The sequence below is a fragment of the Streptomyces sp. NPDC000594 genome (genome assembly GCF_040299965.1).
Classification (GTDB): Bacteria; Actinomycetota; Actinomycetes; order Streptomycetales; family Streptomycetaceae; genus Streptomyces.
Genome location: NZ_JBEPCY010000026.1, coordinates 75,352 through 99,611 on the forward strand (window position 1 = coordinate 75,352; position 24,260 = coordinate 99,611).

Annotated in this window: 24 protein-coding genes; 16 read left to right on the plus strand and 8 right to left on the minus strand. The window is 73.2% G+C overall.

Going from position 1 to position 24,260, the window contains the following annotated elements:
* Positions 1-18 precede the first annotated feature (18 nt).
* Together ABT354_RS28095 and ABT354_RS28100 are read right to left on the minus strand one after the other, a co-directional pair.
* Positions 19-2,166: a neocarzinostatin apoprotein domain-containing protein gene (locus ABT354_RS28095; RefSeq protein ID WP_351498757.1), complete on the minus strand. Its 2,148-nt coding sequence runs from the start codon at positions 2,164-2,166 to the stop codon at positions 19-21.
* A gap of 3 nt (positions 2,167-2,169) precedes the next feature.
* Positions 2,170-2,742 carry a hypothetical protein gene (locus tag ABT354_RS28100; protein ID WP_351498759.1) on the minus strand — a complete coding sequence of 191 codons (573 nt, stop codon included), beginning with the start codon at positions 2,740-2,742 and terminating at the stop codon, positions 2,170-2,172.
* Positions 2,743-2,946: 204 nt separating this feature from the next.
* On the opposite strand from ABT354_RS28100, the gene ABT354_RS28105 reads away from it, so the two are divergent.
* The 5 genes from ABT354_RS28105 to ABT354_RS28125 all read left to right on the plus strand — a co-directional run bounded on the left by ABT354_RS28105 (position 2,947) and on the right by ABT354_RS28125 (position 8,408).
* Entirely contained in the window at positions 2,947-4,386 is a 1,440-nt protein-coding gene (locus ABT354_RS28105) for an NAD(P)H-hydrate dehydratase (RefSeq protein WP_351498761.1), read from the plus strand.
* A gap of 413 nt (positions 4,387-4,799) precedes the next feature.
* The gene (gene alr, locus ABT354_RS28110; RefSeq protein WP_351498764.1) at positions 4,800-5,981 is read left to right on the plus strand and encodes an alanine racemase; all 1,182 of its coding nucleotides are present in this window, start codon (positions 4,800-4,802) and stop codon (positions 5,979-5,981) included.
* A gap of 101 nt (positions 5,982-6,082) precedes the next feature.
* Entirely contained in the window at positions 6,083-7,315 is a 1,233-nt protein-coding gene (locus ABT354_RS28115; protein WP_351498766.1) for an alpha/beta fold hydrolase, read from the plus strand.
* Positions 7,287-7,850 (plus strand): tRNA (adenosine(37)-N6)-threonylcarbamoyltransferase complex ATPase subunit type 1 TsaE, encoded by a 564-nt coding sequence (gene tsaE / locus ABT354_RS28120; RefSeq protein ID WP_351498768.1) that lies wholly within the window; start codon positions 7,287-7,289, stop codon positions 7,848-7,850. Before ABT354_RS28115 ends, tsaE begins: the two co-directional genes overlap by 29 nt.
* Before the next feature lie 297 nt (positions 7,851-8,147).
* Positions 8,148-8,408 carry a hypothetical protein gene (locus ABT354_RS28125; RefSeq protein WP_351498770.1) on the plus strand — a complete coding sequence of 87 codons (261 nt, stop codon included), beginning with the start codon at positions 8,148-8,150 and terminating at the stop codon, positions 8,406-8,408.
* A 148-nt stretch (positions 8,409-8,556) separates the two neighbouring features.
* On the opposite strand, the gene ABT354_RS28130 is transcribed toward ABT354_RS28125, so the two are convergent.
* Positions 8,557-9,096 (minus strand): hypothetical protein, encoded by a 540-nt coding sequence (locus tag ABT354_RS28130; protein WP_351498772.1) that lies wholly within the window; start codon positions 9,094-9,096, stop codon positions 8,557-8,559.
* Between the two features lie 113 nt (positions 9,097-9,209).
* Here ABT354_RS28130 and tsaB point away from each other — a divergent pair, with 113 nt between their 5' ends.
* The 4 genes from tsaB to ABT354_RS28150 all read left to right on the plus strand — a co-directional run bounded on the left by tsaB (position 9,210) and on the right by ABT354_RS28150 (position 11,872).
* A complete protein-coding gene (tsaB, locus tag ABT354_RS28135) occupies positions 9,210-9,872 on the plus strand; it encodes a tRNA (adenosine(37)-N6)-threonylcarbamoyltransferase complex dimerization subunit type 1 TsaB (RefSeq protein WP_351498774.1) in 663 nt (220 codons plus the stop codon).
* A 71-nt stretch (positions 9,873-9,943) separates the two neighbouring features.
* Positions 9,944-10,438, plus strand: coding sequence for a ribosomal protein S18-alanine N-acetyltransferase (gene rimI, locus ABT354_RS28140; protein ID WP_351498824.1), 495 nt, complete (start codon positions 9,944-9,946; stop codon positions 10,436-10,438).
* Positions 10,431-11,570, plus strand: coding sequence for a tRNA (adenosine(37)-N6)-threonylcarbamoyltransferase complex transferase subunit TsaD (gene tsaD / locus ABT354_RS28145; protein WP_351498776.1), 1,140 nt, complete (start codon positions 10,431-10,433; stop codon positions 11,568-11,570). Before rimI ends, tsaD begins: the two co-directional genes overlap by 8 nt.
* Positions 11,567-11,872: a hypothetical protein gene (locus ABT354_RS28150; RefSeq protein ID WP_351498778.1), complete on the plus strand. Its 306-nt coding sequence runs from the start codon at positions 11,567-11,569 to the stop codon at positions 11,870-11,872. Before tsaD ends, ABT354_RS28150 begins: the two co-directional genes overlap by 4 nt.
* 60 nt (positions 11,873-11,932) lie before the next feature.
* Here the strand turns inward: ABT354_RS28150 and ABT354_RS28155 are convergent, their stop codons facing one another.
* A complete protein-coding gene (locus ABT354_RS28155) occupies positions 11,933-12,601 on the minus strand; it encodes a TetR/AcrR family transcriptional regulator (protein ID WP_351498781.1) in 669 nt (222 codons plus the stop codon).
* Positions 12,602-12,799: 198 nt separating this feature from the next.
* Here ABT354_RS28155 and ABT354_RS28160 point away from each other — a divergent pair, with 198 nt between their 5' ends.
* The 3 genes from ABT354_RS28160 (at position 12,800) to ABT354_RS28170 (ending at position 15,977) form a co-directional block, all read left to right on the plus strand.
* Positions 12,800-14,272: an MFS transporter gene (locus ABT354_RS28160; protein WP_351498783.1), complete on the plus strand. Its 1,473-nt coding sequence runs from the start codon at positions 12,800-12,802 to the stop codon at positions 14,270-14,272.
* A gap of 44 nt (positions 14,273-14,316) precedes the next feature.
* Positions 14,317-14,673 carry a YciI family protein gene (locus tag ABT354_RS28165; RefSeq protein WP_351498785.1) on the plus strand — a complete coding sequence of 119 codons (357 nt, stop codon included), beginning with the start codon at positions 14,317-14,319 and terminating at the stop codon, positions 14,671-14,673.
* Between the two features lie 71 nt (positions 14,674-14,744).
* Complete coding sequence (locus ABT354_RS28170; RefSeq protein ID WP_351498787.1) at positions 14,745-15,977, plus strand: RNA polymerase sigma factor; 1,233 nt, start codon at positions 14,745-14,747, stop codon at positions 15,975-15,977.
* Positions 15,978-16,051: 74 nt separating this feature from the next.
* Here ABT354_RS28170 and ABT354_RS28175 read toward each other — a convergent pair whose 3' ends face one another.
* On the minus strand, positions 16,052-17,209 hold the full coding sequence (locus ABT354_RS28175) for a THUMP-like domain-containing protein (protein ID WP_351498789.1): 1,158 nt from the start codon (positions 17,207-17,209) through the stop codon (positions 16,052-16,054).
* Positions 17,210-17,299: 90 nt separating this feature from the next.
* On the opposite strand from ABT354_RS28175, the gene ABT354_RS28180 reads away from it, so the two are divergent.
* From ABT354_RS28180 to groL, 3 genes are all read left to right on the plus strand, one after another.
* Positions 17,300-18,253, plus strand: a complete 954-nt coding sequence (locus ABT354_RS28180; protein WP_502983515.1) for a polysaccharide deacetylase family protein — start codon at positions 17,300-17,302, stop codon at positions 18,251-18,253.
* 203 nt (positions 18,254-18,456) lie between these two features.
* Positions 18,457-18,765, plus strand: coding sequence for a co-chaperone GroES (gene groES, locus ABT354_RS28185; protein ID WP_323449607.1), 309 nt, complete (start codon positions 18,457-18,459; stop codon positions 18,763-18,765).
* Positions 18,766-18,877: 112 nt separating this feature from the next.
* Positions 18,878-20,500 carry a chaperonin GroEL gene (gene groL / locus ABT354_RS28190; protein ID WP_351498795.1) on the plus strand — a complete coding sequence of 541 codons (1,623 nt, stop codon included), beginning with the start codon at positions 18,878-18,880 and terminating at the stop codon, positions 20,498-20,500.
* 139 nt (positions 20,501-20,639) lie between these two features.
* Here groL and ABT354_RS28195 read toward each other — a convergent pair whose 3' ends face one another.
* From ABT354_RS28195 to ABT354_RS28205, 3 genes are all read right to left on the minus strand, one after another.
* Positions 20,640-21,626, minus strand: a complete 987-nt coding sequence (locus ABT354_RS28195; protein WP_351498826.1) for a hydroxyacid dehydrogenase — start codon at positions 21,624-21,626, stop codon at positions 20,640-20,642.
* A 148-nt stretch (positions 21,627-21,774) separates the two neighbouring features.
* Positions 21,775-22,548: an SDR family NAD(P)-dependent oxidoreductase gene (locus ABT354_RS28200; RefSeq protein WP_351498797.1), complete on the minus strand. Its 774-nt coding sequence runs from the start codon at positions 22,546-22,548 to the stop codon at positions 21,775-21,777.
* Between the two features lie 33 nt (positions 22,549-22,581).
* The gene (locus tag ABT354_RS28205) at positions 22,582-23,244 is read right to left on the minus strand and encodes an MOSC domain-containing protein (protein ID WP_351498799.1); all 663 of its coding nucleotides are present in this window, start codon (positions 23,242-23,244) and stop codon (positions 22,582-22,584) included.
* Positions 23,245-23,324: 80 nt separating this feature from the next.
* Between ABT354_RS28205 and ABT354_RS28210 the strand changes: the two genes are divergently transcribed.
* Positions 23,325-24,221 (plus strand): LysR family transcriptional regulator, encoded by an 897-nt coding sequence (locus tag ABT354_RS28210; RefSeq protein ID WP_351498801.1) that lies wholly within the window; start codon positions 23,325-23,327, stop codon positions 24,219-24,221.
* The last annotated feature ends 39 nt before the right edge of the window (positions 24,222-24,260 follow it).

Below are 24,260 nucleotides of genomic sequence, written 5' to 3' on the forward strand. Positions count from 1 at the left end.
GTCCCTGGGGACCCTGGGTCAGGCGCGAACCCTGCGGCGCAGGAAGAGCGCCGCCGCGCCCAGCGCGGTGAGAACCGCCGCGCCGATGGTGAAGGGCATCAGGGACATTCCGGTGGAGGCGAGACTTCCGCCGCCGCCGATGTCTCCGGAGCCGCCGGCCGTACCGCCGCCGACCGAGCCGCCGGAGCCGCCCGACGAACCGTCGCCGGTGCCGCCGTCACCCGTACCGCCGTCGGAGCCGCCGTCCCCATCTCCGCCGTCACCGTCTCCGGGGGTATCGCCGTCGCCGCCGTCACCCGGTTTGTCCGGGTCGCCGGGGTCGGGGTCGCCCCCGTCACCGGGACCCTCGGGGTCCTCCGGTGCGGTGACCGTCAGCCCGGCGGAGGCGGTCCTGACGGACCCCACCGGGTTGGAGAGCACCGCGCGGTAGCGGTTGCCGTCGTGCTCCACCGTGCCGGCGAAGCTCAGCTTCCCGCCGGTGACGCCCGCCACCGCCCGCCAGGTGTCGCCGTTGTCGGAGCTGACCTCCCAGATCACCTGGGGGGCCGGGGTGCCCTTGCCGGCGGCCGTGAACTCCGCCCGCTTGCCCGCCTCGACGGAGACCGTCTTCGGCGCGGTGGTGACACTGGGGGAGACCAGACGCTGGGACTGGACGACCTCTCCGGTCCCGTTGGAGAGCGTGAAGAGGGTGTGGGCCGTCCTGTCCAGGGCGAGCGCCTCCGGCCCTTCGCCGGTCTCCAGGTTCTGGACGACCTCCTTCTTGGCGGTGTCCACCACGGCGACGGTGCCCGCCGAGGTCTGCCCCGCGTAGAGGGTGCCGGTGACCGGGTCGAACGCCAGCTCCCTGGGGCCGCCCCCGACCTCTATCGCACCGGTGACCTTCTGCTCCTCGAGGTCCACGATGGACACCGTGCCCTCCGCCATATTGGCGACATAGCCGATGCCCTTCTCCGGGTCGACGGCGACGCCCCGGCTGTTGAGCGGGTCCCGGCTGAGTTCGAGGGTGCTCACGAGCCTGCCGCTGTCCCCGTCGATCCCGTGGAGCTGATTGCTGAGGTACTTCTTCTCGGTGCCGGGTTCGGTCACCCAGCCGATGCCGACGGCGTAGGCCCGGTTCTCCTTGGTGTCCACGGCGAGTCCGCCCGCCGGGATCGGCAGTGCGGCGTGGGTGCCGACCTGCTTCCAGGTGGTGGTGGAGTAGACCGTCACCCGGTGGTCCGACTTCTGGTGGTTCGAGGTGGCGAAGTAGAGCCGGTCGGCGCCCGGGTCGGCGGCGATCAGCGCGATGTTCTCCTCCGACAGCGGAGTCCGGTTGTCGGTGATCTCCCCGGTGTCCGTGGCATAGGTGGCGATCCGGGTGCCGAGCCCGAGGTGCAGGGTCTTCGACTCCGCGTCCAGCGCCAGCGCGGTGGCCACTTCGGGCAGGGCGACGGGGTCGCCGATCCGCTCACCGTTGGTGGTGTCGTACGTCGTCAGATGGTGGTCGGTGCCGTCGCTGCTGCTCAGGTAGAGCCGCTTGGCCTTCGGGTCGACCTCGATGTCCAGCGCGCCGCCGGAGGGCGGTTTGATGGTCCGTACCGCGTCATGGCGGACGGTGCCCGGCGGGACCTCGGGCTTCGGCACGCCGCCGCCGGTCCCGAAGGTGATCGGCACGATCACATCGGCGCTCCGGTCGGCCGAGGCGGTGTGGTCCGCCCGGGTGACGACCGCGCAGGCGGCCTGGGTGCAGTCGGCGTTCTTGTCCTGGGCCTTGAGCTTCAGGTCCAGGGTGAAGCCGCCCTTGCCGTCCTTCACGGTGAAGGGTTTGACGAGTTTCTCGGCACCGGTCGGCGGGTTGTTGGTGATCCAGTACGAGGATCCCGACTTGCCGGTCATATCGGCGCCGCCGATGCAGGGGCTGGGTGCCTTGCCCGGCTCGGGCAGCACACAGATGGCGAGATAGACGCCCTGGCCCGGGTCGTAGCCGGTGCCGGTGATGGTGACCTTCTGCCCGGCGGGGTCGATGTCCTTGGTCGCGGAGACCGTGAGTTTCTGCCCCGAGGGCCCGGTGGCCTCGCCGGGATCGTCCGCCCGCGCCGTGCCCGCGGCGGCGAGCCCCGCCGCGAGCAGCAGCGTGGCCACCACGACCCGCCGCGTTCTCCGGGGTCCTGTGGTGAGTCTGGGCATGGATTAGGAGAACGTCACCGGCACGTACACGTCGTACTTGCGGTCGTTGCTGTCGAAGTGGTCGGCGCGGGTGACGATGGCACAGGTGACGCCGCCCTGGCCGCAGGTGACGGTGCTGGAGATCTGCGCCTTCACATGGATGTTCACCGAGAAGCTGCCGCGGTTGCCCGGGGCGTTGGTGTACTTGGAGGAGTTGCTCGGGGACATCCAGGACCAGTCGTTGTTGATCCAGTGCGAGGCGCCGGTCGTGCCGTTCTGGTCCTGGCCGCCCAGGCAGGGGGTGGGCTTGCTGTTCCAGGTGGCCGGGTTGTTCACGTTCACGCCCGCGGGGACCGCACAGAGGCCCACGTAGATGCCCTGGGTCTTGTTGTACCCGGTGCCGCTCACCGTGACGTTGGTGCCGGAGGCCGCGGCGGTGTTCGGCGCGGTCACGGAGAGGTTGTAGGTCGCCCCCGCGTCGGTGACCGTGCGGTTCACGGTGGCGGCGGAGGCGGTGGAGGCGAGGCCCAGGGTGAGGGCGCCGGCGCCGATGACGGCCACGGCGGCACGGCTGACGGTGCGAGCGGCAGAGCGCATGGGAAGTACACCTTTCTAGGCGCGGACACTGACCGGTGTCCGCTTAGGTAAGGCAAACCTAAGTTCGAAGTAAGGGTTCGTCAACCCTCCCCGCGTGTCGCCCCATCGGGCAAGTCCGTCTGGGAATGGTGCTTTTGACCCGCTCTGGCGGCCGGATCCCCTGACGGGGTGCCGGGCCCGGTCCTCCGGGGGCAGACTCGGGCCATGCGAACCGCTCACCGTGTGGAGAAGGTCAGACAAGCCGAGGCCGAACTGATGGCACGGCTGCCGGAGGGCGCGCTGATGCAGCGGGCCGCCGCCGGACTCGCCGCCGCCTGCGCCGATCTGCTCGGACGGGTCTACGGGGCCCGGGTCGTGCTGCTCGTCGGCAGCGGCGCCAACGGCGGCGACGCGCTCTGGGCCGGGGCCCGCCTCGCCCGCCGGGGCGCCGGGGTGCATGCCGTCCTGCTCGCCCCCGACCGCGCCCACGCCGCCGGGCTCACCGCCTTCCGCGCGGCGGGCGGGCGGGTCGCCGACGACCCCTTCGCCGTCCTCGCCGGGGCCGATCTGGTGCTGGACGGCATCACCGGCATCGGCGGCAGCGGCGGGCTGCGGCCCGACGCGGTACCCGTCGCCCGCGCCGCCCGGGGCTCCGGCGCGGTCGTCGTCGCCGTCGACCTCCCCAGCGGGGTCGAGGCCGACACCGGCGAGGTACGCGGCGAGGCGCTGCGCGCGGACGCCACGGTCACCTTCGGCACCTGGAAGCCGGGGCTGCTCATCGACCCGGCGCGGGAGTACGCGGGGACCGTCCGCCTGGTCGACATCGGAATCGGCCCCCAGCTCCCCTCCCTGCCCGAGGTGGCGGCGTTCCAGCACACCGATGTCGCCCGGCTGCTCCCCGAACCGGCCGCCGAGAGCGACAAGTACCGGCGCGGTGTGGTCGGGGTCGTCGCCGGCTCCGCGCGCTACCCCGGCGCCGCGGTCCTCGCCGTCGCGGGCGCGCTGCGCGGGGGAGCGGGCGCGGTGCGGTACGTGGGGCCCGCCGCCGACGCCGTGATCGCCCGCTTCCCCGAGGCCCTGGTGCACAGCGGGCCGCCCGCGCGGGCCGGACGGGTGCAGGCGTGGGTGGTCGGCCCCGGGCTCGGTGAGGACGCCGACGCGGTACGGGAGGTCCTGGCGTCGGAGGTGCCGGTCCTGGTCGACGCGGACGGGCTGCGGCTGCTGGACCCGGCGGCGGTACGGGCCCGCAGCGCCCCCACCCTGCTCACCCCGCACGCCGGGGAGGCGGCGGCGCTGCTGGGCCGCGACCGGGCGGCGGTGGAGGGCGCCCGTCTGGACGCGGTACGGGAACTCGCCGCGCGCTTCGGGGCGACCGCGCTCCTCAAGGGCTCCACCACCCTGGTCGCCGCCACCGACGGAACACCGGTCCTCGCCAATGCCCTGGGCACGCCCTGGCTGGCCACCGCGGGCAGCGGCGATGTCCTCGCCGGACTGGCCGGCTCACTGCTCGCGGCCGGACTGCGCACCCCCGACGCCGCCGCCGTCGCCGCCTACCTCCATGGCCTCGCCGCCCGCCTCGCCGCGGCCCGGGGTACCCCCATCACCTCCTTCGACGTCGCCGACACCCTGCCGGCGGCCTGGCACGACATCCGTACGGCGCCCTGAGCCCGCCCGTCCCGGTCCGGGGGCCGACCGCCCCGGGGCGCCGGGCCCGTCGCGGGCCTCCGGCCGGCCCGGGCCACCGCCGGGGGCGGGCTGTGCGCGGATGGGCGCCCCGCTGGGCTGGGGCGGCAGGGCCGTGGCGGGTCCTCGCCGAGGGCGCCGGCGGCGGGCGGTTCGGATGGCTCCGGGCCGGGCCCGGGCGTGGTGGCCGGGCTCCCGGGGCGGGGCTGTGGCATCCCGTGCGCCCGATTGGCCGGGGCGGCGGATCCGCGTCCTCCCGAGGGGCCTCGTCGCGCGAGGCGGGGCCAGGCGCACGGAACGAGAGGTTCCGGGTGTGGGGGGCGTGAGGAAGGGCACAGCGGGGTGCGGGAGTCGGCGCCGGGGGCCGGTCCGGCGGCTCTGAGAGACTGTGCGCGATGACCCAGACAACACCGCACATCCGAGCCCGTGCCGAGATCGATCTCGCCGCCCTGCGCGCCAATGTGCGCGCGCTGCGCGACCGGGCCCCCCGGTCCGCGCTGATGGCCGTGGTGAAGGCCGACGGCTACGGCCATGGCGCCCTTCCGTGCGCCCGTGCGGCCATCGCGGCGGGCGCCGGCTGGATCGGGACCGCCACCCCCCAGGAGGCGCTGGCGCTGCGGGCCGCCGGGATCCCCGGGCGGATCATGTGCTGGCTCTGGACCCCCGGCGGCCCCTGGCGGGAGGGGATCGAGGCGGATCTCGACATGTCCGTCAGCGGGCGCTGGGCCCTGGACGAGGTGGTCGCCGCCGCCCGCGCCACCGGCCGCACCGCCCGGATCCAGCTCAAGGCCGACACCGGCCTCGGCCGCAACGGCTGCCAGCCCGCCGACTGGGCCGACCTGGTGGGTGCCGCGCGCGCCGCCGAGGCCGAGGGCGCCGTCCGGATCACCGGCCTCTGGTCCCACTTCGCCTGCGCCGACGAGCCGGGCCACCCCTCCATCGCGCACCAGCTCACCGCCTTCCGGGAGATGGTCGGCCACGCCGAGAAGGAGGGCGTCGACCCCGAGGTCCGCCATATCGCCAACTCCCCGGCGACCCTGACCCTCCCCGAGGCCCACTTCGACCTCGTACGCCCCGGTATCGCCGTGTACGGAGTCTCGCCCGCCCCCGAGATCGGCACCCACCAGGAGCTGGGGCTGCGCCCGGTGATGACGCTCGCCGCCTCGGTCGCCCTGGTCAAGCGGGTCCCCGCGGGCCATGGCGTCAGCTACGGCCACCACTACACCACCCCGGAGGCGACCACCCTCGGCCTGATCCCGGTCGGCTATGCCGACGGGGTGCCGCGCCATGCCTCCGGCCAGGGCCCGGTCCTGGTCGGCGGCCGGGTCCGGACGGCGGTGGGACGGATCGCGATGGACCAGTTCGTCGTGGACCTCGGCGGGCAGGAGATCCCCGAGGGCAGCGAGGCGCTGCTCTTCGGCCCCGGCACCCGGGGCGAGCCCAGCGCCGAGGACTGGGCACGGGCCGCGGGGACCATCGCCTACGAGATCGTCACCCGCATCGGTGCGCGGGTCCCCCGGGTGCACCTCCACGAGGAGCCCGTGCCCGGCGCAACGGCCGCCACCACCGGGGGCTGACCGCCGGTCCGCCCCGGTCCGCCCCCAGAGGTGCGGCGCCGGGCGGCGTCCAGGGCACCGACACCCATCACAGGCACGCACCCGGGAGAACGGACGGCACGGTGAGCGAGACCAGCACGGGGGAATCCGTCGTGGCCGCGGTGGACGCCGCCGCCTCCACCGCCGGCACCTGGAGCCGCGCGGGCATCGCTGGGGCAGCGCTCGGCGTGCTCGCCGCGGGCGCCGCCGCGGCCGTCGCCGTGGACCGGCTCACCGTCAGCCGCTCCACCCGCCGCAAGGCCCGGCTCGCCCTGGATGTCTCCGGCCCCTACGGCGCCCTGCGCGGCACCCCCGGCACCGCCCGCGCGGACGACGGCACCGCCCTCCACTACGAGGTGGACGAGGTCGACCCGGAGGTGGCGCAGCCCCGCCGCCGCAGGCTCTTCGGCCGTCGCCCGCCGACCCCCGTCACCGTGGTGTTCTGCCATGGCTACTGCCTCAACCAGGATGCCTGGCACTTCCAGCGGGCGGCCCTGCGCGGCCTGGTCCGTACCGTCCACTGGGACCAGCGCAGCCATGGCCGCTCCGCCCGGGGCGCCGACCAGACCGGCCCCGACCCCGTCCCCGTCACCATCGACCGGCTCGGCCGCGATCTGCGGGCCGTCCTCGACGCCGCCGCACCCGAGGGGCCGCTGGTGCTGGTGGGGCACTCCATGGGCGGGATGACGATCATGGCCCTGGTCGACCAGTTCCCGGAGCTGGTACGGGAGAGGGTGGCCGGGATCGCCTTCGTCGGCACCTCCAGCGGACGGCTCGGCGAGGTCAGTTACGGTCTGCCGGCCGCCGGGGTCAACGCGGTCCGCCGGGTGCTCCCCGGAGTGCTGCGCGCCCTCGGCTCCCGGGCCGAGCTGGTGGAGCGGGGCCGCAGGGCCACCGCCGATCTCTTCGCCGGCCTGATCAAGCGGTACTCGTTCTCCTCCAAGGAGGTCGACCCGGCGGTGGTCCGCTTCGCGGAGCGGATGATCGAGTCCACCCCGATCGATGTGGTCGCCGAGTTCTATCCGGCCTTCGACGAGCACGACAAGGCCGCCGCGCTGCCCGCGCTCGGGGATCTCCCGGTGCTGGTGCTCGCGGGGGAGCGGGATCTGGTCACCCCCAGCGCGCACAGCGAGGCCATCGCCGATCTGCTGCCCGGCGCCGAGCTGGTGATCGTCCCGGACGGGGGTCATCTGGTGATGCTGGAGCATCCGGAGGTGGTCACCGACCGGCTGACGGAGCTGCTCGCGCGGGCCGGCGCCGTACCCGCAGCGGCTAACGTTGTTCCGTATGGAAGCACCGCACAGCCCGGCGGCTGAGATCGCCGCCGCCCGCCTCGCCGTCGACTCCGCCGAAGAGATGCGGGAGCTGGGACGACGGCTCGCCGCCCTGCTCCGCCCCGGTGATCTGGTGATGCTCACCGGAGAGCTGGGCGCGGGCAAGACCACGCTCACCCGGGGCCTCGGCGAGGGGCTCGGGGTACGCGGCGCCGTGACCTCGCCGACCTTTGTGATCGCCCGGGTGCACCCCACACTGACGGGTGGTCCGGCCCTGGTCCATGTGGACGCCTACCGTCTCGGCGGCGGGCTGGACGAGATGGAGGACCTGGACCTCGATGTCTCGCTGCCCGACTCGGTGGTGGTCGTGGAGTGGGGCGACGGCAAGGTCGAGGAGCTGTCCGACGACCGGCTGCATGTGGTGATCCACCGGGTCATCGGCGACGGACCCGCCACGGGTGCCGCCCCGGGTACCTCCGAGGACACCGACGGCATCGGGGAGACCGACGACCGCCGCACGGTGACCCTGACCGGCTATGGCGCCCGCTGGGCCGGGGTGGCCCTCCCGGCCGTCTGACCCCGGCACCGGCTTTCTCCCTCCCCGCGACACCACCGCCACCGCCACCGCACCGCCTCCCGCCCGCACCGGCGCCCTCCGCCCGGTGCGGCGATCAGCCATGCCCGCGCCCGGTGGGCCCCCGCCCGCGCCCGGTCGCGCGACCGATCCCGGGGACACGCGGAACGCCGGACCCTGGATTTTCCGACAAGTCGTCGGGAAAATGTTGCGCACGCCGTGCCGCCCGTGGTCACATGGTACGGAGGCGTGGTTAGGTATACCTAACTAACCTGCCCCCGAAACGCAGGAGGCGACCCCATGCCGGCATCCGAGCGCGACATCGAGCACCAGGCCGGGCGGCGTCCGGCCACCGGGGAGCGGTCGACGGTACGGGCGGTCCACACCGCCCCGCGAGCGCTGTTCGCCACCCCGGGGACCTCGGGAACCCCAGGGACCTCGGGAGGGCTGTCCATGCGCGATCTGCTGGCCTCCTGCGCGGCGGCCAGCGCCCTGTCGACCCCGCCGCGCTACACCGTGCGGACCGACACCGTGCGCCCCGAGGCCCCCGAGGCCGCCTGACCCCCGCCCCGTACCCCGTACCCGTAACGCTGTCCCGCGCGGGCACCCGTACCCCCGTACCCCGCCGTCCACCCGTCGCCGCAGTCCCTCGTACGGGCGAATTCCCCGCCGGGGCGGTCCCGGGGTGGCCCCGGGTGCGACGGGGGTTCTACGGCACCACGACGACCTTCGAGCCGATCGTGGCGAAGCGCCACATCGCGTCCCCGTCCGACCGCATCATCCGGATGCCACCGGTCTTGCGGCGCCGGTCGGGCTGGGCCAGTGAGCCGTTCACCGCGGCGCTGAAGCCGACCACCACATCCCCCGCGTGCGCGAACCGCACCACATGCTCGATCGCCACCCCGTCCGACCCGGTGACCTGCCCCGACCGTGAGGTCACCGCATAGCTCCCCACCCGGGGGTGCACGGTCGACGGCATCACCTCAAAGGTGCGCAGCACCTTGCGCGCCCCGCTGACCAGCCAGATCCGGCGGTCCGAGAGGTCGTACACCACCCGCATCCCGGAGCCCGAGCCCCGGGGCAGCTCCGTGCTGCCCGGCTTGCGCTCCGGCAGCTGCTGGGGCGCCGCCGCCGCCCGCGCCCGCTGGCCCGAGGGGGCGTTCGCCGAGGCGTGGAAACCGAGGAAACCGATGGTGACGAGAGCGGCCGCCGACAGCCCCGCCACGAGTCCCGCGCTGCTGGGTGCCACCACGTCCACCTTTCGCGGCCTTTTGAATGGTTATGTCTTCGGGCGACGGTAGCAGCAGGGGCCGGTCCCGGCGGGGCGCAATGCCCCGGGCGCGGGGGCCGTAGGCTGTTTGCGTGCTCTTGCTCGCCGTAGATACCGCCACCCCCGCCGTCACCGCCGCCCTGCACGACGGCTCGTCCGTCGTCGCCGAGTCCAGCAGGGTGGACGCGCGCCGCCACGGCGAACTCCTGCTGCCCGCCGTCGACCGGGTCCTCGCCGAGGCGGGGGTGAAGCTCGACGCCGTCACCGCGGTGGTCACCGGTGTCGGCCCCGGCCCCTACACCGGGCTGCGCGTCGGCCTGGTCACCGCCGCCACCTTCGGCTCCGCGCTCGGCGTACCGGTGTACGGGCTGTGCACGCTGGACGGGCTCGCCCATGCGAGCGGGCTCACGGAGCCCTTCGTGGTGGCGACCGACGCCCGCCGCAAGGAGGTCTACTGGGCCAGGTACGACGCCGCCGGCGAGCGGGTCTCGGGCCCGGCCGTGGACCGCCCCGCCGAGATCGCCGAGCAGCTCGCCGGGTTGCCCGTGGTGGGCGCCGGCGCGCTGCTCTACCCCGACAGCTTCCCCGACGCCCGCGGCCCCGAGCATGTCTCCGCCGCCGCGCTGGCCTCGCTCGCCGCGGCCCGGCTGGCCGCCGACCCCTCCGGGGCGGACTTCCTGCCGCCGCAGCCGCTCTATCTGCGCCGCCCGGACGCCCAGGTGCCGAAGAACTACAAGGTGGTCACCCCCCAGTGAGCACCGTCGCCGACCCCGTCCGGGGCGCGGGCGGGGACCCGGAGCCGGGCGGGGAGCCCGAGCTGCGCGAGATGCGCTGGTGGGACATCGGGCCCGTGCTCGAACTCGAACACACCCTCTTCCCGGAGGACGCCTGGTCACCCGGGATGTTCTGGTCGGAGCTGGCCCACGCCCGGGGGCCGCGCGCCACCCGACGCTATGTCGTCGCCGAGTCCGGCGGGCGGATCGTCGGCTACGGCGGTCTGGCGGCGGCGGGCGACCTCGGGGACGTCCAGACCATCGCCGTCGCCCCCGGACAACAGGGCACCGGCCTCGGCTCCCGGATCCTGACCGATCTGCTGCGGCACGCCACCGCCTTCGAGTGCGACGAGGTCTTCCTCGAAGTGCGGGTCGACAACACCAGGGCGCAGAAGCTGTACGAGCGGTTCGGCTTCGCGCCCGTCGGCTTCCGGCGCGGCTACTACCAGCCCGGGAATGTCGACGCGCTCGTCATGCGGCTCCCTCTGCACGAAAACCCGCACGGAAACCCGCACGGAAACACCGAAGGAATGCTCTCCGATGGCTGACGAACCTCTCGTACTCGGTATCGAGACCTCCTGCGACGAGACCGGGGTCGGCGTGGTGCGCGGCACGACGCTGCTCGCCGACGCCGTCGCCTCCAGCGTGGACTCCCATGCCCGCTTCGGCGGGGTGGTCCCCGAGATCGCCTCCCGGGCGCATCTGGAGGCGATGGTCCCCACGATCGAACGCGCCCTGAAGGAGGCCGGGGTCTCCCCCCGGGACCTGGACGGCATCGCGGTCACCGCCGGGCCGGGGCTCGCGGGCGCGCTGCTGGTGGGGGTGGCGGCGGCGAAGGCCTACGCGTACGCCCTCGGCAAGCCCCTGTACGGGGTGAACCACCTCGCCTCGCACATCTGTGTGGACCAGCTGGAGCACGGGAAGCTGCCCGAGCCCACCATGGCCCTGCTGGTCTCCGGCGGACACTCCTCGCTGCTGCTCGCCCCGGACATCACCAGCGATGTCCGGCCGCTGGGCGCGACCATCGACGATGCGGCGGGCGAGGCGTTCGACAAGATCGCGCGCGTGCTCGACCTGGGCTTTCCCGGCGGTCCGGTGATCGACCGGCTGGCCCGGGAGGGCGACCCGGCGGCCATCGCCTTCCCGCGCGGGCTCACCGGCTCCCGGGACCCCGTGTACGACTTCTCCTTCTCCGGCCTCAAGACCGCCGTGGCCCGCTGGATCGAGGCGAAGAAGGCGGCGGGCGAGCCGGTGCCGGTGCGCGATGTGGCGGCCTCGTTCCAGGAGGCGGTGGTGGATGTGCTGACCCGCAAGGCGGTCCGCGCCTGTGTGGACGAGGGGGTCGACCATCTGATGATCGGCGGCGGGGTCGCGGCCAACTCCCGGCTGCGGGCGCTGGCCCTGGAGCGCTGCGAGCGGGCGGGCATCCGGCTGCGGGTGCCCCGGCCGAAGCTCTGCACCGACAACGGGGCGATGGTGGCGGCGCTGGGCGCGGAGATGGTGGCGCGGAACCGGCCGCCGTCCGATCTGGAGCTGTCGGCGGACTCCTCGCTGCCGGTGACGGATCCCCATGTGCCCGGTGACCCTGATGCGATGGGCCACAGCCACAGCCACAGCCACAGTCACAGCCACAGCCATGACCATGTTCATGAGATCAGCAAGGACAATCTGTACTCATGAGCGGGGGGACGAGCGTGACGGGTGTGACGGGCGGTACGGACCGGGTGATCGCCCTGATGTGGGAGGCGCGTGCGGTACGGGGCCGGGGCGCGGAGCTGCTGGCCTGGGCCCGCACCCGGGAGCTGCCCGGGGAGCCGCTGCGGCGTGAGTCCTTCGCGGCGGGGGAGGACCGGGTCCTGGTCATCACCTGGTGGCGGGCGGACGGGACCGGCGCCGAGCCGCCCGAGCTGCCCGAGCCGGCGGCGGAGCTGATCGTACGACCGGTGCACCGCTGGCGTTTCGAGTCACTGGGCACCGGCTGACACCCGGCTGGCCCGTCACCCGCTGATCCACTGCCGGCGGGCCCGTCACCGGCTGACCCATTACCGGTGGGCCCGGCTCAGCAGGCCGTCGACCACGGCGGTCAGCTGCTCCACGATGTCGTACCGCTGCATCCCCTCCCAGCGGTCGGCCAGGGCGGTCAGCCTGGGCAGCTCCTTCGCGTCCTCCTCGGTGAGGGTGGCCGGGAAGGAGGGCCGGTGGTCCGGATCGGCCGCCCGCCGCTCGCGGGCGGCCCGGAATATCAGATCGCCGTACACGAAGTGCCAGATCGTGCGGTACGCGTGGACGGCCTGCTCCTCGCCCAGCCCGCCGGCGATGGCCGAGTCGATGATCGATTCGGCCATCCACAGCGCCTGCCGGTCGGTGAGATCACCGCGTACCAGCACCTTCAGCACCCAGGGCACCCGTTCCAGCAGGGCGTGCATATGGGCCGCGACCGTGATGATCCGGTCCCGGGGACTCTCCGGCAGCGGCGGGCGGGGCAGTGCGTTCGAGGCGCCCGCGAGGGTGAGCAGCAGCAGCTCGTCCTTGTCCCGGACATGGTGGTAGAGGGCCATCGGGGTGCTGCCGACCTCCTTGGCCACCCGTCGCATCGAGAGGGCGTCCACCCCTTCCTCGTCGATGATCCGGCGGGCGGCGGCGACGATCGCCCCGGGGTCCAGCCTGCGGGGACGGCCTGGGGTACGCCTCTTCTTCTCTCCCTCGGTCATCCGCTTCTCTCCTTCGGCCACCTGCGCATTCTCCATCGGATCGCCATCGGATCGAACGTACGGCCCGGTACGGGGCCGGGGTCGGCGCTGCGCCGGCCACCGGGTTCCGGCCGGGCCGGATCTATTTCTATACGCGTACAGTAATCTGATCACGGGACCGGGGGACGGGACAGGAGCAGGAGAAGAGGGAGGGGTCCGATGGAGAGCCGCACGGAGAATCCGCGCTGGCTGCTGGCGGCGGTGCTCGTCGTGCAGTTCCTGGTGGCGCTGGACATGTCGGTGGTCAATGTGGCCCTGCCGGACATGCGGGACGACCTCGGTTTCACCTCCGGCGGGCTGCAATGGGTGGTGGGGGCGTACGCACTCGCCTTCGGCGGTCTGATGATGCTCGGCGGGCGGCTGGCCGACCTGATCGGCGGGCGGCGGCTGCTCCCGGCGGGGCTGACCCTCTTCGGTCTGGCGAGCCTGGTCGGCGGGCTGGTCTCGGAGCCGGGCGCGCTGATCGCCGCACGGGCCGCCCAGGGGGCCGGCGCGGCGGCCGTCTCACCGGTCGCCCTGGCGCTGATCACGCTGAGCTTCGCGGAGGGCCCGGCCCGGTCGAAGGCGCTGGGGCTGTGGGGGATGTCGGGCGCGGTCGGCGGCGCGGTCGGGGTGCTCGCCGGCGGGGTGCTCACCGATCTCGCCGGATGGCGCGCGGTGATGCTGGTCAATGTCCCCATCGTGCTCCTCGCCCTGCTGGCCGCCGCCCGCGCCGGGCTCCCCGGCCCCCGGGAGCGGCCGGCGGCCCGGCTGGACACCGCCGGGGCGCTGCTGGTCACCGCCGGGATGTCGCTGCTGGTCCTCGGCGTGGTCCGGACCGAGAGCCACCCCTGGGGATCGGCCGCGACCCTGCTGCCGCTGGGCGCCGCCGTGGTTCTGCTGATCGCGTTCGTCCTGGTGGAGCGGCGCGTTCCGCAGCCCCTGCTGCGGCTGGGGCTCTTCGGGATCCGGCCGGTGCTGGGTGCCAATCTCTTCACCCTGCTGCTCTGCTCCGGCCAGTTCTCGTCGTTCTACTTCTGCTCGCTCTATATGCAGCAGGTCCTGGGGTACGGGGCGACCGCCACCGGGGCCGCCTTTCTGCCGTTCAGCGCGGGGGTGGTGGCGGGCGCGCTCTTCGCCTCCCGGGTCGTGGCCCGGACCGGTGTCCGCGATCTGCTGGTGCCGGGCGGGCTGCTGAGCGCCGCCGGGCTTGCCCTCTTCGCCGTCACCGCGACCCCGGACGGCAGCTTCCTGACCTCGATCCTGGGGCCGTCGCTGCTGGCCAGTGTGGGGATAGGGATGAGCTTCGTCCCCCTGGCCACGGCGGCGGTGACCGGGGTCGCCCCCGGTGAGGCGGGTATGGCCTCCGGGCTGCTCAACAGCTCCCGCCAGCTCGGCGGCTCGCTGGGGCTCGCGGCCCTGGTGACGGTCGCCGCCTCGGTCACCGGCGACGGTACGGGCCGGGCGGCGCTCGCGGCGGGCCACCGGGCGGCGTACGGGGTCAGCGCCGTACTGATCGCCCTGGGCACGGTGCTGGCCTGTGTGCTGATCCCGGGCCGGTCGGCGGCGGCCCGGATGGCAGCGGCGGAAAAAAGTCAGAAGAATTCCGGGGGAGATGTCGATCCGGAGGTCTCCCGTTCGACATCAGGGTGAGAGACGGGGAAAGGCCCCGGCTCGACCCCGACCGAGGAGTCACCATGCCCCGCTTTCTGACGATGGTCCGCATCGACGAGCAGAACGTCCCCGCCGAGGGCATCAGCGAGGGGCTGATGGAGCGGATGGGGGCGCTCATCGAGGAGATGACCAAGGCGGGCGTCCTGCTGGAGACCGCCGGACTCACCCCGACCGCCGAGGGGACCAGGGTCACCTGGTCCGGGGGGCGGCTGAGCGTCACCGACGGGCCGTTCACCGAGACCAAGGAGGTCATCGGCGGCTATGCCATCCTCCAGGCCAAGGACCGGGCCGAGGCGATCGAGTGGACCAAGCGGTTCCTGAAGGTCCACGAGGACTACTGGACCATCACCTCGGAGGTCCGCCAGATCACCGAGGGCTGATCGCCACAGGGTGCGCAGGCTGATCACCGGAGGGTTTTGCCCCGCGCCCGGGCGGGTGTTCTGATGGGCCGGTGACGGCACAGGACGCCGTGGAGGCGGTCTTCAGGATCGAGCGGGCGCGGATCATCGCCGGGGTCACCCGGATCGTCCGCGATGTGGGCATCGCGGAGGAGATCGCGCAGGACGCGCTGGTCGCGGCGTTGGAACAGTGGCCCGGGGAAGGCGTTCCGGAGAACCCGGGCGGCTGGCTCCTGGTCACCGCCCGGCGCCGGGCCGTCGACCTCGTACGGCGCAAGGAGACCTACGCGCGCAAGCTCGCGGAGGTCGGCCGGGCGCGGGAGGACATCCCCGAGCCGGAGCCGCCCGACCCCGACTCCATCGATGACGACATGCTGCGGCTGATCTTCACCGCCTGTCATCCGGTGCTCTCCACGGAGGCCCGGATCGCGCTCACCCTGCGGCTGGTGGGCGGACTGACCACGGCGGAGATCGCCCGTGCCTTTCTGACCGGCGAGGCGACCGTCGCCCAGCGGATCGTCCGCGCCAAGCGGTCCCTGGCCCGGGCGGGGGTCCCGTTCGAGGTGCCGGAGGGACCGGACCGTACCGCCCGGCTGGGCTCGGTCCTGGAGGTCATCTATCTGATCTTCAACGAGGGGTACGCGGCGACGGCCGGCGACGATCTGCTCCGCCCGGCGCTCTGCGAGGACGCGCTGCGCCTGGGCCGGGTGCTGGCGGCGCTGATGCCGAAGGAGTCCGAGGTACACGGGCTGGTGGCGCTGCTGGAGCTCCAGGCCTCCCGTACCGCCGCACGGACCGGTCCGGACGGGCGGCCGGTGCTGCTCGCGGAGCAGAACCGCACCCGCTGGAGCCCGCTGCTCATCCGCCGGGGGTTCGCGGCGCTCGACCGGGGGAGCGAGCTGGCCGGGACCCCGGGGCCGTATCTGCTCCAGGCGGCCATCGCCGCGTGCCACGCCCGTGCGGTGCGGTACGAGGAGACGGACTGGGCCACCATCGCGACCCTGTACGGGCTGCTGGCGCGGGCGGCGCCGTCCCCGGTGGTGGAGCTGAACCGCGCGGTGGCCGTCTCCATGGCGTACGGGGCCGAGGAGGGGCTGGCCCTGGTGGACGCGCTGGCGGCGGACCCGGCGCTGAGCGGCTATCACCTGCTGCCCAGCGTCCGGGGCGATCTGCTGGCCCGGCTCGGCCGGGAGGCGGAGGCCCGTTCGGAGTTCCGCCGGGCCGCTGCCCTGACCCGTAACGCCCGTGAGCGGGTCCTTCTCCTGGCCCGCGCCGAACAGCCCTGAGCCGACCGCGCGGCGAACGGCCCTGAGCCGGACAGCCCTGACCCGCGGGCCGGGCCCGGGCCCGGGCCCGCAGGTCACCTGGACAGGAGCATGCTGGGGGCTCCGGCGACCCGGGTGAGGAAGACGGTGGCCGCGTTCGGCCCCTGCGGCCGGACCCGGCGCCGTACCTCCTCGGGCTCCACCGCCGATCCCCGCTTCTTGACGGTGAGGGTGCCGATGCCCCGCTCGCGGACGAGTGCCTTGAGGCGCTTCAGATTGAAGGGAAGCACCTCGGTGATCTCGTAGCCGGTGGCGAACGGTGTGCCGGGGTGGTGCTCGTCGGAGGTGATGTACGCGATGGTCTCGTCGATCAGCCCGCCGCCCACCTCCTCGGCGACCTCGGCGACCAGATGGGCCCGGATGACCGCGCCGTCCGGCTCGTACAGATAGCGGCCGACGGGGCGGACGGCCGGGTCGGGCAGCCCCCGTCCGATGAGGGTGTGGCCGCCGGGGAGCAGGGTGGCCCGGACGGTCCCGGGCTCGGTGCCGTGCCAGAGGACGGCCTCCTTGACATCGCCGTCGCAGGAGATCCACTCGGCGGCGAAGTCATCGGGGACCAGCTCGTGGGGGATCCCGGGGGCGATCTTCAGCGCGGCGTGCGGGCGGGCGCGGGCGGCCTCGATCGCCCAGGACAGCGGGGGTGAGTACGCCTCGGGGTCGAAGATCCTGCCCCGGCCGCCGCGCCGGGCGGGGTCCACGAAGACGGCGTCGTACCCGCCGGTGTCCACCTCGGTGACATCCGCCTCGCGCACCTCGATCAGATCGGCGAGACCGAGCGCCTCCGCGTTGGCGCGGACGGTCGCCGCGGTCAGCGGGTCGCGGTCGACGGCGAGGACCCGGATCCCGGCGCGGGCGAGGGCGATGGCGTCCCCGCCGATGCCGCTGCACAGATCGGCGACCGAGCGGACACCGAGCGCGGCCAGCCGCCGGGCGCGGTGCTCCGCGACGGGCCGTCTGGTCGCCTGTTCCACGCCGTGGGGCGTGAAGTACATGCGGTACGCGTCCTGCGCGCCGAATTTCGCCACCGCGCGCTGCCGGAGCCTGGCCTGTCCGATGGCCGCCGAGACCAGTTCGGCGGAGTGGTCGCGGCGCAGCCGGGTCGCGATGGCCAGCTCCCGCGCGGGGTCGTGGTCGCGGAGGGCGTCCAGCAGGGTCTGGCCCTCTTCGGTGAGGAGCGGGGAGAGGTCGTTCACCTGGCCATTGTGGGCCAGCCGGGGGACGGTCCGCCGCCGCTGGCGGTGTCGGAGGGGCCCGGGGCGGTCGCCCTGACAGGATCCAGCGCCATGAAGCAGATCAGACAAAACGAAAAAAATACTGCAAAGTGCAGACGGGTGAAACGCCGCCGGACCGCGACCGCCGTCGCCGCGCTGCTCGCCGCCGTCGCCGCCTCCGCCTGCACGGCCGGGCCCTCGGGGTCCGCCATGTCATCGGGGGCATCCGGCTCCGGGCCGCGCACCGCCCGTCAGCAGGCCGGGCCTCCCGGGGCGCCGGCCTCCCGGGCCGAGCGGGAGCGGCACAGCCGGGCGCTGCGGGCCGCGGCGGCGGCCAAGTGGGGGCTGGAGCGGGTGCCGCTGGTCGCGCCCCCGCCGCCCGCCCGCAAGCCCCGGCTGACCACCCGGGACGGGTTCGAGGTCGCGGGCCACGACCGGCTGCCGCCGGTCTTCACCACGGTGCCGGTGACCGAACGGGTGGTCTTCCTGACCATCGACGACGGCCGGGAGAAGGATCCCGAGCTGCTGCGGATGATGTCCGAGCTACAGATCCCGTACAGCTCGTTCCTCAGCGACTATCTGATCCGCGACGACTACCCGTACTTCCGGGAGATGCGCGACCGGGGGGTCGCCCTGCACAACCACACCGTGAACCACCGGTACATGCCGGCCCTGGACTACGCCGAGCAGAAGCGGGAGATCTGCGGCCAGCAGGAGCTGCTCGCCCGGCGGTACGGGACCCGGCCGCCGCTCTTCCGTCCCCCGTACGGCAACTACAACCAGAACACCCTGCGCGCGGCGAAGGAGTGCGGGGTCAAGGCCGTGCCCCTGTGGGCGGCGGAGGCGTTCCCCGACCGTATGGAGTGGCGGGAGTGGGACCGGGACCTCCATCCCGGGGACATCATCCTGACCCACTTCCGGGGGACGGACGAGTGGGACGGCAGCATGGCGGACATGATCCGGCAGGTGCTGCGGACCGTGACGGAGAAGGGGTACGCGGTGGCCCGTCTGGAGGACTACGTCTGACCCTCCTGGGGGCGGCGCCAGGGTACGTATCTGGCACTCCGCTTGACCGAGTGCTAAGCGCGGTCATAGTCTCGGGTCTGGCACTCCCCATTGGAGAGTGCCAACACAGCGACGGGCAGGTCCGGCACCCGCGACGACGGATCGACCTGGTCGCCACCTCAGACAGTAAACCCCGTGAGATCTCCGAAGGGGGAGGTCGGATCGTGACGACCACCAGCTCCAAGGTTGCCATCAAGCCGCTTGAGGACCGCATTGTGGTCCAGCCGCTCGACGCCGAGCAGACCACGGCCTCCGGCCTGGTCATCCCGGACACCGCGAAGGAGAAGCCCCAGGAGGGCGTCGTCCTCGCGGTCGGCCCGGGCCGCTTTGAGAACGGCGAGCGCCTGCCGCTCGACGTGCAGACCGGCGACGTCGTGCTCTACAGCAAGTACGGCGGCACCGAGGTGAAGTACAACGGCGAGGAGTACCTCGTCCTCTCCGCCCGCGACGTGCTCGCGGTCATCGAGAAGTAATTCACCCCATTTTTTGAGCTGCGCCCCTGGCCCCCTGACTCTGAAAACTCCGGGCGCTGGGGGCGCCGTTCGTTATCGCGGTTCGCATCACGAAGAGGACTGAGACGCTCCCATGGCGAAGATCCTGAAGTTCGACGAGGACGCCCGTCGCGCCCTTGAGCGCGGCGTCAACAAGCTTGCCGACACGGTGAAGGTGACGATCGGCCCCAAGGGTCGCAATGTCGTCATCGACAAGAAGTTCGGCGCCCCCACCATCACCAACGACGGTGTCACGATCGCCCGTGAGGTCGAGCTCGACGACCCGTACGAGAACCTCGGCGCCCAGCTGGTGAAGGAGGTGGCGACCAAGACCAACGACATCGCGGGTGACGGCACCACCACCGCCACCGTGCTGGCCCAGGCGCTGGTCCGCGAGGGCCTGCGCAACGTCGCCGCCGGCGCCTCCCCCTCTTCGCTGAAGAAGGGCATCGACGCCGCGGTCAAGGCCGTGTCCGATGAGCTTCTCGCGACCGCCCGTCCGATCGAGGACAAGTCCGACATCGCCGCCGTGGCCGCGCTCTCCGCGCAGGACCAGCAGGTCGGCGAGCTGGTCGGCGAGGCCATGGACAAGGTGGGCAAGGACGGTGTCATCACCGTCGAGGAGTCCAACACCTTCGGCCTGGAGCTGGACTTCACCGAGGGCATGGCCTTCGACAAGGGCTACCTCTCCCCGTACATGGTCACCGACCAGGAGCGGATGGAGGCCGTCCTGGAGGACCCGTACATCCTGATCAACCAGGGCAAGGTCTCCTCCATCCAGGACCTGCTGCCGCTGCTGGAGAAGGTCATCCAGGCGGGTGGCTCCCGGCCGCTGCTGATCATCGCCGAGGATGTCGAGGGCGAGGCGCTCTCCACCCTGGTGGTCAACAAGATCCGTGGCACCTTCAACGCCGTCGCCGTCAAGGCCCCCGGCTTCGGTGACCGCCGCAAGGCGATGCTCCAGGACATCGCCGTCCTCACCGGCGCCACCGTCATCGCCGAGGAGGTCGGCCTCAAGCTCGACCAGGCCGGTCTGGACGTGCTGGGCTCCGCCCGCCGCGTCACCATCACCAAGGACGACACCACCATCGTCGACGGTGGCGGCGACTCCGAGGACGTCAAGGGCCGCGTCGCCCAGATCAAGGCCGAGATCGAGTCCACCGACTCGGACTGGGACCGCGAGAAGCTCCAGGAGCGCCTGGCCAAGCTGGCCGGCGGTGTCTGCGTGATCCGTGTCGGCGCCGCCACCGAGGTGGAGCTGAAGGAGAAGAAGCACCGTCTGGAGGACGCCATCTCCGCGACCCGCGCCGCGGTCGAGGAGGGCATCGTCTCCGGTGGTGGCTCCGCGCTCGTCCACGCCGTGAAGGTGCTGGAGGGCAACCTCGGCAAGGAGGGCGACGAGGCCACCGGTGTCGCCGTCGTCCGCCGCGCCGCCGTCGAGCCGCTGCGCTGGATCGCCGAGAACGCCGGCCTGGAGGGCTACGTCATCGTCTCCAAGGTCGCCGAGCTGGAGAAGGGCCAGGGCTACAACGCCGCCACCGGCGACTACGGCGACCTGGTCAAGGCCGGCGTCATCGACCCGGTCAAGGTCACCCGCTCCGCCCTGGAGAACGCGGCCTCCATCGCCTCCCTGCTGCTCACGACCGAGACCCTGGTCGTCGAGAAGAAGGAAGAGGAGTCCGGCGACGCCGGTCACGGTCACGGCCACTCGCACTGAGGCACGGCGCCGTAAGGCGCCCACGGGGCCCTGGCGCTCCGTCCGGCCCGGTATCCCCGTCGCGGGGGTACCGGGCCGGGCCCGTTTCACCGGCCTTCTCTTGGTGTCCCGGGTGTCGGGGCCCGTGCTCCGGGAGCGCTCAGGCCCCGTGCTCCAGCGCCTCGGGTCCCACCGGCTCCGCGAAGGGCAGCCCCCGGGCGAAGCGCTCCAGCTCGTCCAGGGCCGCCTCCGCCAGCCGGTGCAGCTCCCCGCCGAGCGAGCCCGCCAGATGCGGGGTCAGCAGCACATTCGGCAGGGTGTAGAGGGGCGAGCCCACCACCGGGGGCTCCGGGTCGGTCACATCCAGGACCGCGTGCAGCCGCCCCGGCACCAGCTCCGCCAGGAGCGCCCGCTCGTCGATCAGCGAGCCGCGCGCGGTGTTGACCACCGTCGCTCCGTCCCGCAGCAGCGCCAGCCGGCGGCCGTCGATCATCTGGCGGGTCTCCGGCAGCTCGGGGGCGTGCACCGAGAGGACATCACTGGCCCGGCACAGCTCGTCCAGCCCCGTCCGCACCACGCCCAGCGCCGCCGCGTCCCCGTCCGTGAGGTACGGGTCGTGGACCAGTACCCGCAGATCGAACGGGCGCAGCAGCTCGATCACCCGCCGTCCCACCCGGGAGGCGCCGACGACACCGACCGTCCGGCCGTAGTTGCCCCGCTCCACCGGCACCCGCCGCCAGTCGGGGAGGGCGCGGGTCCGTGCGTACGACCGGGCGGAGGTGAGCACCCCTTTGCCCGCGAGGAGCACGGCGGCGAGGGTGTACTCGGCGACCGGCAGGGCGTTGGCGGCGGCGGCCGAGGAGACGGCGATACCGCGCCGGCGGCAGGCGTCGGTGACATGGTGGCGCACCGATCCGGCGGCATGGACGACCGCCCGCAGCCGGGGTGCGGCGGCGAGCGCCTCGGGGCCGATCACCGGTGCTCCCCAGCAGGTCAGCAGGGCGTCGGCGGTCGCAAGGGCGGCCCGTACGGCGGGGGACGGGTCGGTCAGGTCATGGGCGACCAGCTCCGGATCGGTCCGGGCCAGCGAGGTCAGCCGGGTGCGCTGGGCGGGGGTGAGGAGTCTTTCGGCCACCCCGGGGCCCATGGCGAGCAGCACCTCGGGCCGCGTGCCGCGAGGGTCGGTGCCGGGCGATCCACTGGGGGATTCACTGTGGGGTGCACGGGGAGGTACGCCGGGAGGGCCCATGCGGTACGGCTGCCCGCGCGCCCGGTGCCGTATGCCGACAACGCGGTCAGCGCGGCCCGTACTTCCGTCCCGCCGAGGAGCTGACCCCGCCCAGCAGTCCGCGCGGTGCCAGCTTCACCAGCCCGGTCAGCGCCTTGTACCGGGGGTCGGGGATGGAGACCGTACGGCCCCGGGTGAGGTCGGTGAGGGCGGCGCCCACCACCTTGTCCGCGTCCAGCCACATCCAGCCGGGGATGTTGTCGGTACCCATCCCGGCCCGCTGGTGGAACTCGGTCCGTACGAAACCGGGGCAGAGCGCCATCAGCCGTACCCCCGAGCCGCTCAGCTCCCGGGCCACGCCCTGGGTGAACTGCACCACCCACGCCTTGGAGGCGCCATAGGTGCCCCGGGGGAGGAAGGCGGCCACCGAGGCCACATTGATCACGGCGCCCCGGCGGCGCTCCTTCATGGACTCGGCCGCCGCCGAGGTGAGCCGCAGCACCGCCTCGCAGTGGACCTTGAGCATGGTCAGCTCATCGGCCATGGAGGCTTCGAGGAAGGGGCCCTTGTTGCCGAAGCCCGCATTGTTGACCAGCAGGTCCACGGCGTTGCGACGGTCCGAGAGCCGCTTCTCGACCAGGGCGATGCCATCGTCCAGCGAGAGGTCGGCGGTCAGCACCTCGACCTCGACGCCATGGCGGTCGTGCAGCTCGGTGGCGTGTTCCTGGAGCCGCTTGGTGTCGCGCGCCACCAGCACCAGGTCGTGTCCGTCGGCGGCGAGCCGCCGTGCGAACGCGGCGCCGATGCCCGCGGTCGCTCCCGTGATCAATGCGGTCGTCATAGGGGAACCGTAGTGCCCCTTGGCCGTGGACGGTCAGGCACGACCGTACTTCGCCACATATTCATCCGCGATCCGCCGCAGTTCACCATGGAGGGCGTCGCCCGCCGCCAGTACCTCGGGGAGCAGGGTGCGCTCGGTGGTGGCCGCCCGGAAGCCCATGCTCGCCGTCACCCCGTGGTCGGGCCGGTACACGATCTCCACCCGGTCGCCCGCGCGGACCCCGCCCGGCTCGATCACCCGCAGATACGCCCCGGTCCTGGCGCGCTGGGTGAATCTGCGGACCCAGCCCTTCTCGCCCAGCCAGCCCTGGAAGGTACGGCAGGGGATCCGGCCGTCCGTCACCTCCAGGAGCGGCCCGCCGCCGATCCGCCAGCGCTCGCCGATCAGGGCGTCGCTGACCTCCAGGCCCTCGGTGGTCAGATTCTCGCCGAAGATCCCGTTGTGCAGGGGGCGGCCCAGCTCCCGCTCCCAGTCGTCGAGATCCTCCCGGGCGAAGGCATAGACCGCCTGGTCGGAGCCGCCGTGGTGGCGCAGGTCGCCGATCATGTCCCCGGCGAGCGCGCTGCCGCCGATCCCGGACGGCCCGGGCTCGGCCACCTGGACGGTGCCCTCCACGGGACGCTTGTCGATGGCGGTGGGGCGGTCGCTGTACTCCACAGCCCGGGTGCGGCCGACATTGACGGTCAGAACTCTCATGGCTCTACGCTACGGGTCATCACCTCAAATGCTCCAGTGAATAATTCGGTGGACCCCCAAGTGGGACTTATGCTTGAGGGGTGATCGAAGCCCGTCATCTCCGAGTCCTGCGCGCGGTGGCCGCCACCGGGTCGTTCTCCGCCGCCGCCCGCACCCTGGGCTGCACCCAGCCCGCCGTCAGCCAGCAGATGAAGGCCCTGGAGACCTCGGCGGGGACCCCGCTGCTGATCCGTACCGGCCGGGAGATGCGCCTCACCCAGGCGGGTGAGGCGCTGGTGCGCCATGCCTCGGGCATCCTCGCCGGGCTCACCGCCGCGGAGGAGGAGATCGCCGCCATCGCCGGGCTGCGGGCGGGGCGGGTGCGGCTGGTCTCCTTCCCCAGCGGCAGCTCCACCCTGGTGCCCACGGCCCTCGCCGCGCTGCGCGCCGCCCATCCCGGCACCCGGGTCTCCCTGGTGGACGCGGAGCCGCCGCGCTCGGTGGAGATGCTGCGCGAGGGGGACTGCGATGTGGCGCTGGCCTTCCGGTACGCGGGGGCCGAGCGCGAGGGGGAGTGGGACGACCTGGTGGTCCGGCCGCTGCTGACGGACCGGCTCGTGGGGCTGGTCCCGGAGGGGCACCGGCTCGCGGACGCCGGTGCGGTCACCATCGGCGACCTCGCCGACGAGCCCTGGATCGCGGGGTGCCCGCGCTGCCGCCGGCAGCTGGTGGAGGTCTGTGAGACGGCCGGTTTCACCCCCCGTATCGACTTCGCGACGGATGACTATCCGGCGGTGATCGGCCTGGTCGGAGCGGGTCTCGGGGTGGCGGTCCTGCCGGAGCTGGCGCTGGAGTCGGTACGTCCCAAGGGGACCCGCACGGTGGTGGTGGAGCCCCGGGTGGCCCGCGAGATCGTGGCGCTGACCCTGCCGGATCTGCACCGGGTGCCGGCGGTCGGCGCCACCCTGGAGCAGCTGGCACGGGCCGCCAGCCGCTGATCCGCCGCACCGCTGTTCACCCCGGGGTGGATCCCCGGG

Coding starts and splice junctions, on each gene's coding strand:
- ABT354_RS28105 (WP_351498761.1), top strand. CDS start 2,947: ATGCGAACCGCTCACCGTGTGGAGAAGGTCAGACAAGCCGAGGCCGAA.
- tsaD (WP_351498776.1), top strand. CDS start 10,431: ATGGCTGACGAACCTCTCGTACTCGGTATCGAGACCTCCTGCGACGAG.
- ABT354_RS28095 (WP_351498757.1), bottom strand. CDS start 2,166: ATGCCCAGACTCACCACAGGACCCCGGAGAACGCGGCGGGTCGTGGTG.
- rimI (WP_351498824.1), top strand. CDS start 9,944: ATGCGCTGGTGGGACATCGGGCCCGTGCTCGAACTCGAACACACCCTC.
- ABT354_RS28200 (WP_351498797.1), bottom strand. CDS start 22,548: ATGACGACCGCATTGATCACGGGAGCGACCGCGGGCATCGGCGCCGCG.
- groL (WP_351498795.1), top strand. CDS start 18,878: ATGGCGAAGATCCTGAAGTTCGACGAGGACGCCCGTCGCGCCCTTGAG.
- ABT354_RS28160 (WP_351498783.1), top strand. CDS start 12,800: ATGGAGAGCCGCACGGAGAATCCGCGCTGGCTGCTGGCGGCGGTGCTC.
- ABT354_RS28180 (WP_502983515.1), top strand. CDS start 17,300: ATGAAGCAGATCAGACAAAACGAAAAAAATACTGCAAAGTGCAGACGG.
- ABT354_RS28165 (WP_351498785.1), top strand. CDS start 14,317: ATGCCCCGCTTTCTGACGATGGTCCGCATCGACGAGCAGAACGTCCCC.
- ABT354_RS28205 (WP_351498799.1), bottom strand. CDS start 23,244: ATGAGAGTTCTGACCGTCAATGTCGGCCGCACCCGGGCTGTGGAGTAC.
- ABT354_RS28195 (WP_351498826.1), bottom strand. CDS start 21,626: ATGGGCCCCGGGGTGGCCGAAAGACTCCTCACCCCCGCCCAGCGCACC.
- ABT354_RS28150 (WP_351498778.1), top strand. CDS start 11,567: ATGAGCGGGGGGACGAGCGTGACGGGTGTGACGGGCGGTACGGACCGG.
- tsaE (WP_351498768.1), top strand. CDS start 7,287: ATGGAAGCACCGCACAGCCCGGCGGCTGAGATCGCCGCCGCCCGCCTC.
- alr (WP_351498764.1), top strand. CDS start 4,800: ATGACCCAGACAACACCGCACATCCGAGCCCGTGCCGAGATCGATCTC.
- ABT354_RS28155 (WP_351498781.1), bottom strand. CDS start 12,601: ATGACCGAGGGAGAGAAGAAGAGGCGTACCCCAGGCCGTCCCCGCAGG.
- ABT354_RS28125 (WP_351498770.1), top strand. CDS start 8,148: ATGCCGGCATCCGAGCGCGACATCGAGCACCAGGCCGGGCGGCGTCCG.
- ABT354_RS28100 (WP_351498759.1), bottom strand. CDS start 2,742: ATGCGCTCTGCCGCTCGCACCGTCAGCCGTGCCGCCGTGGCCGTCATC.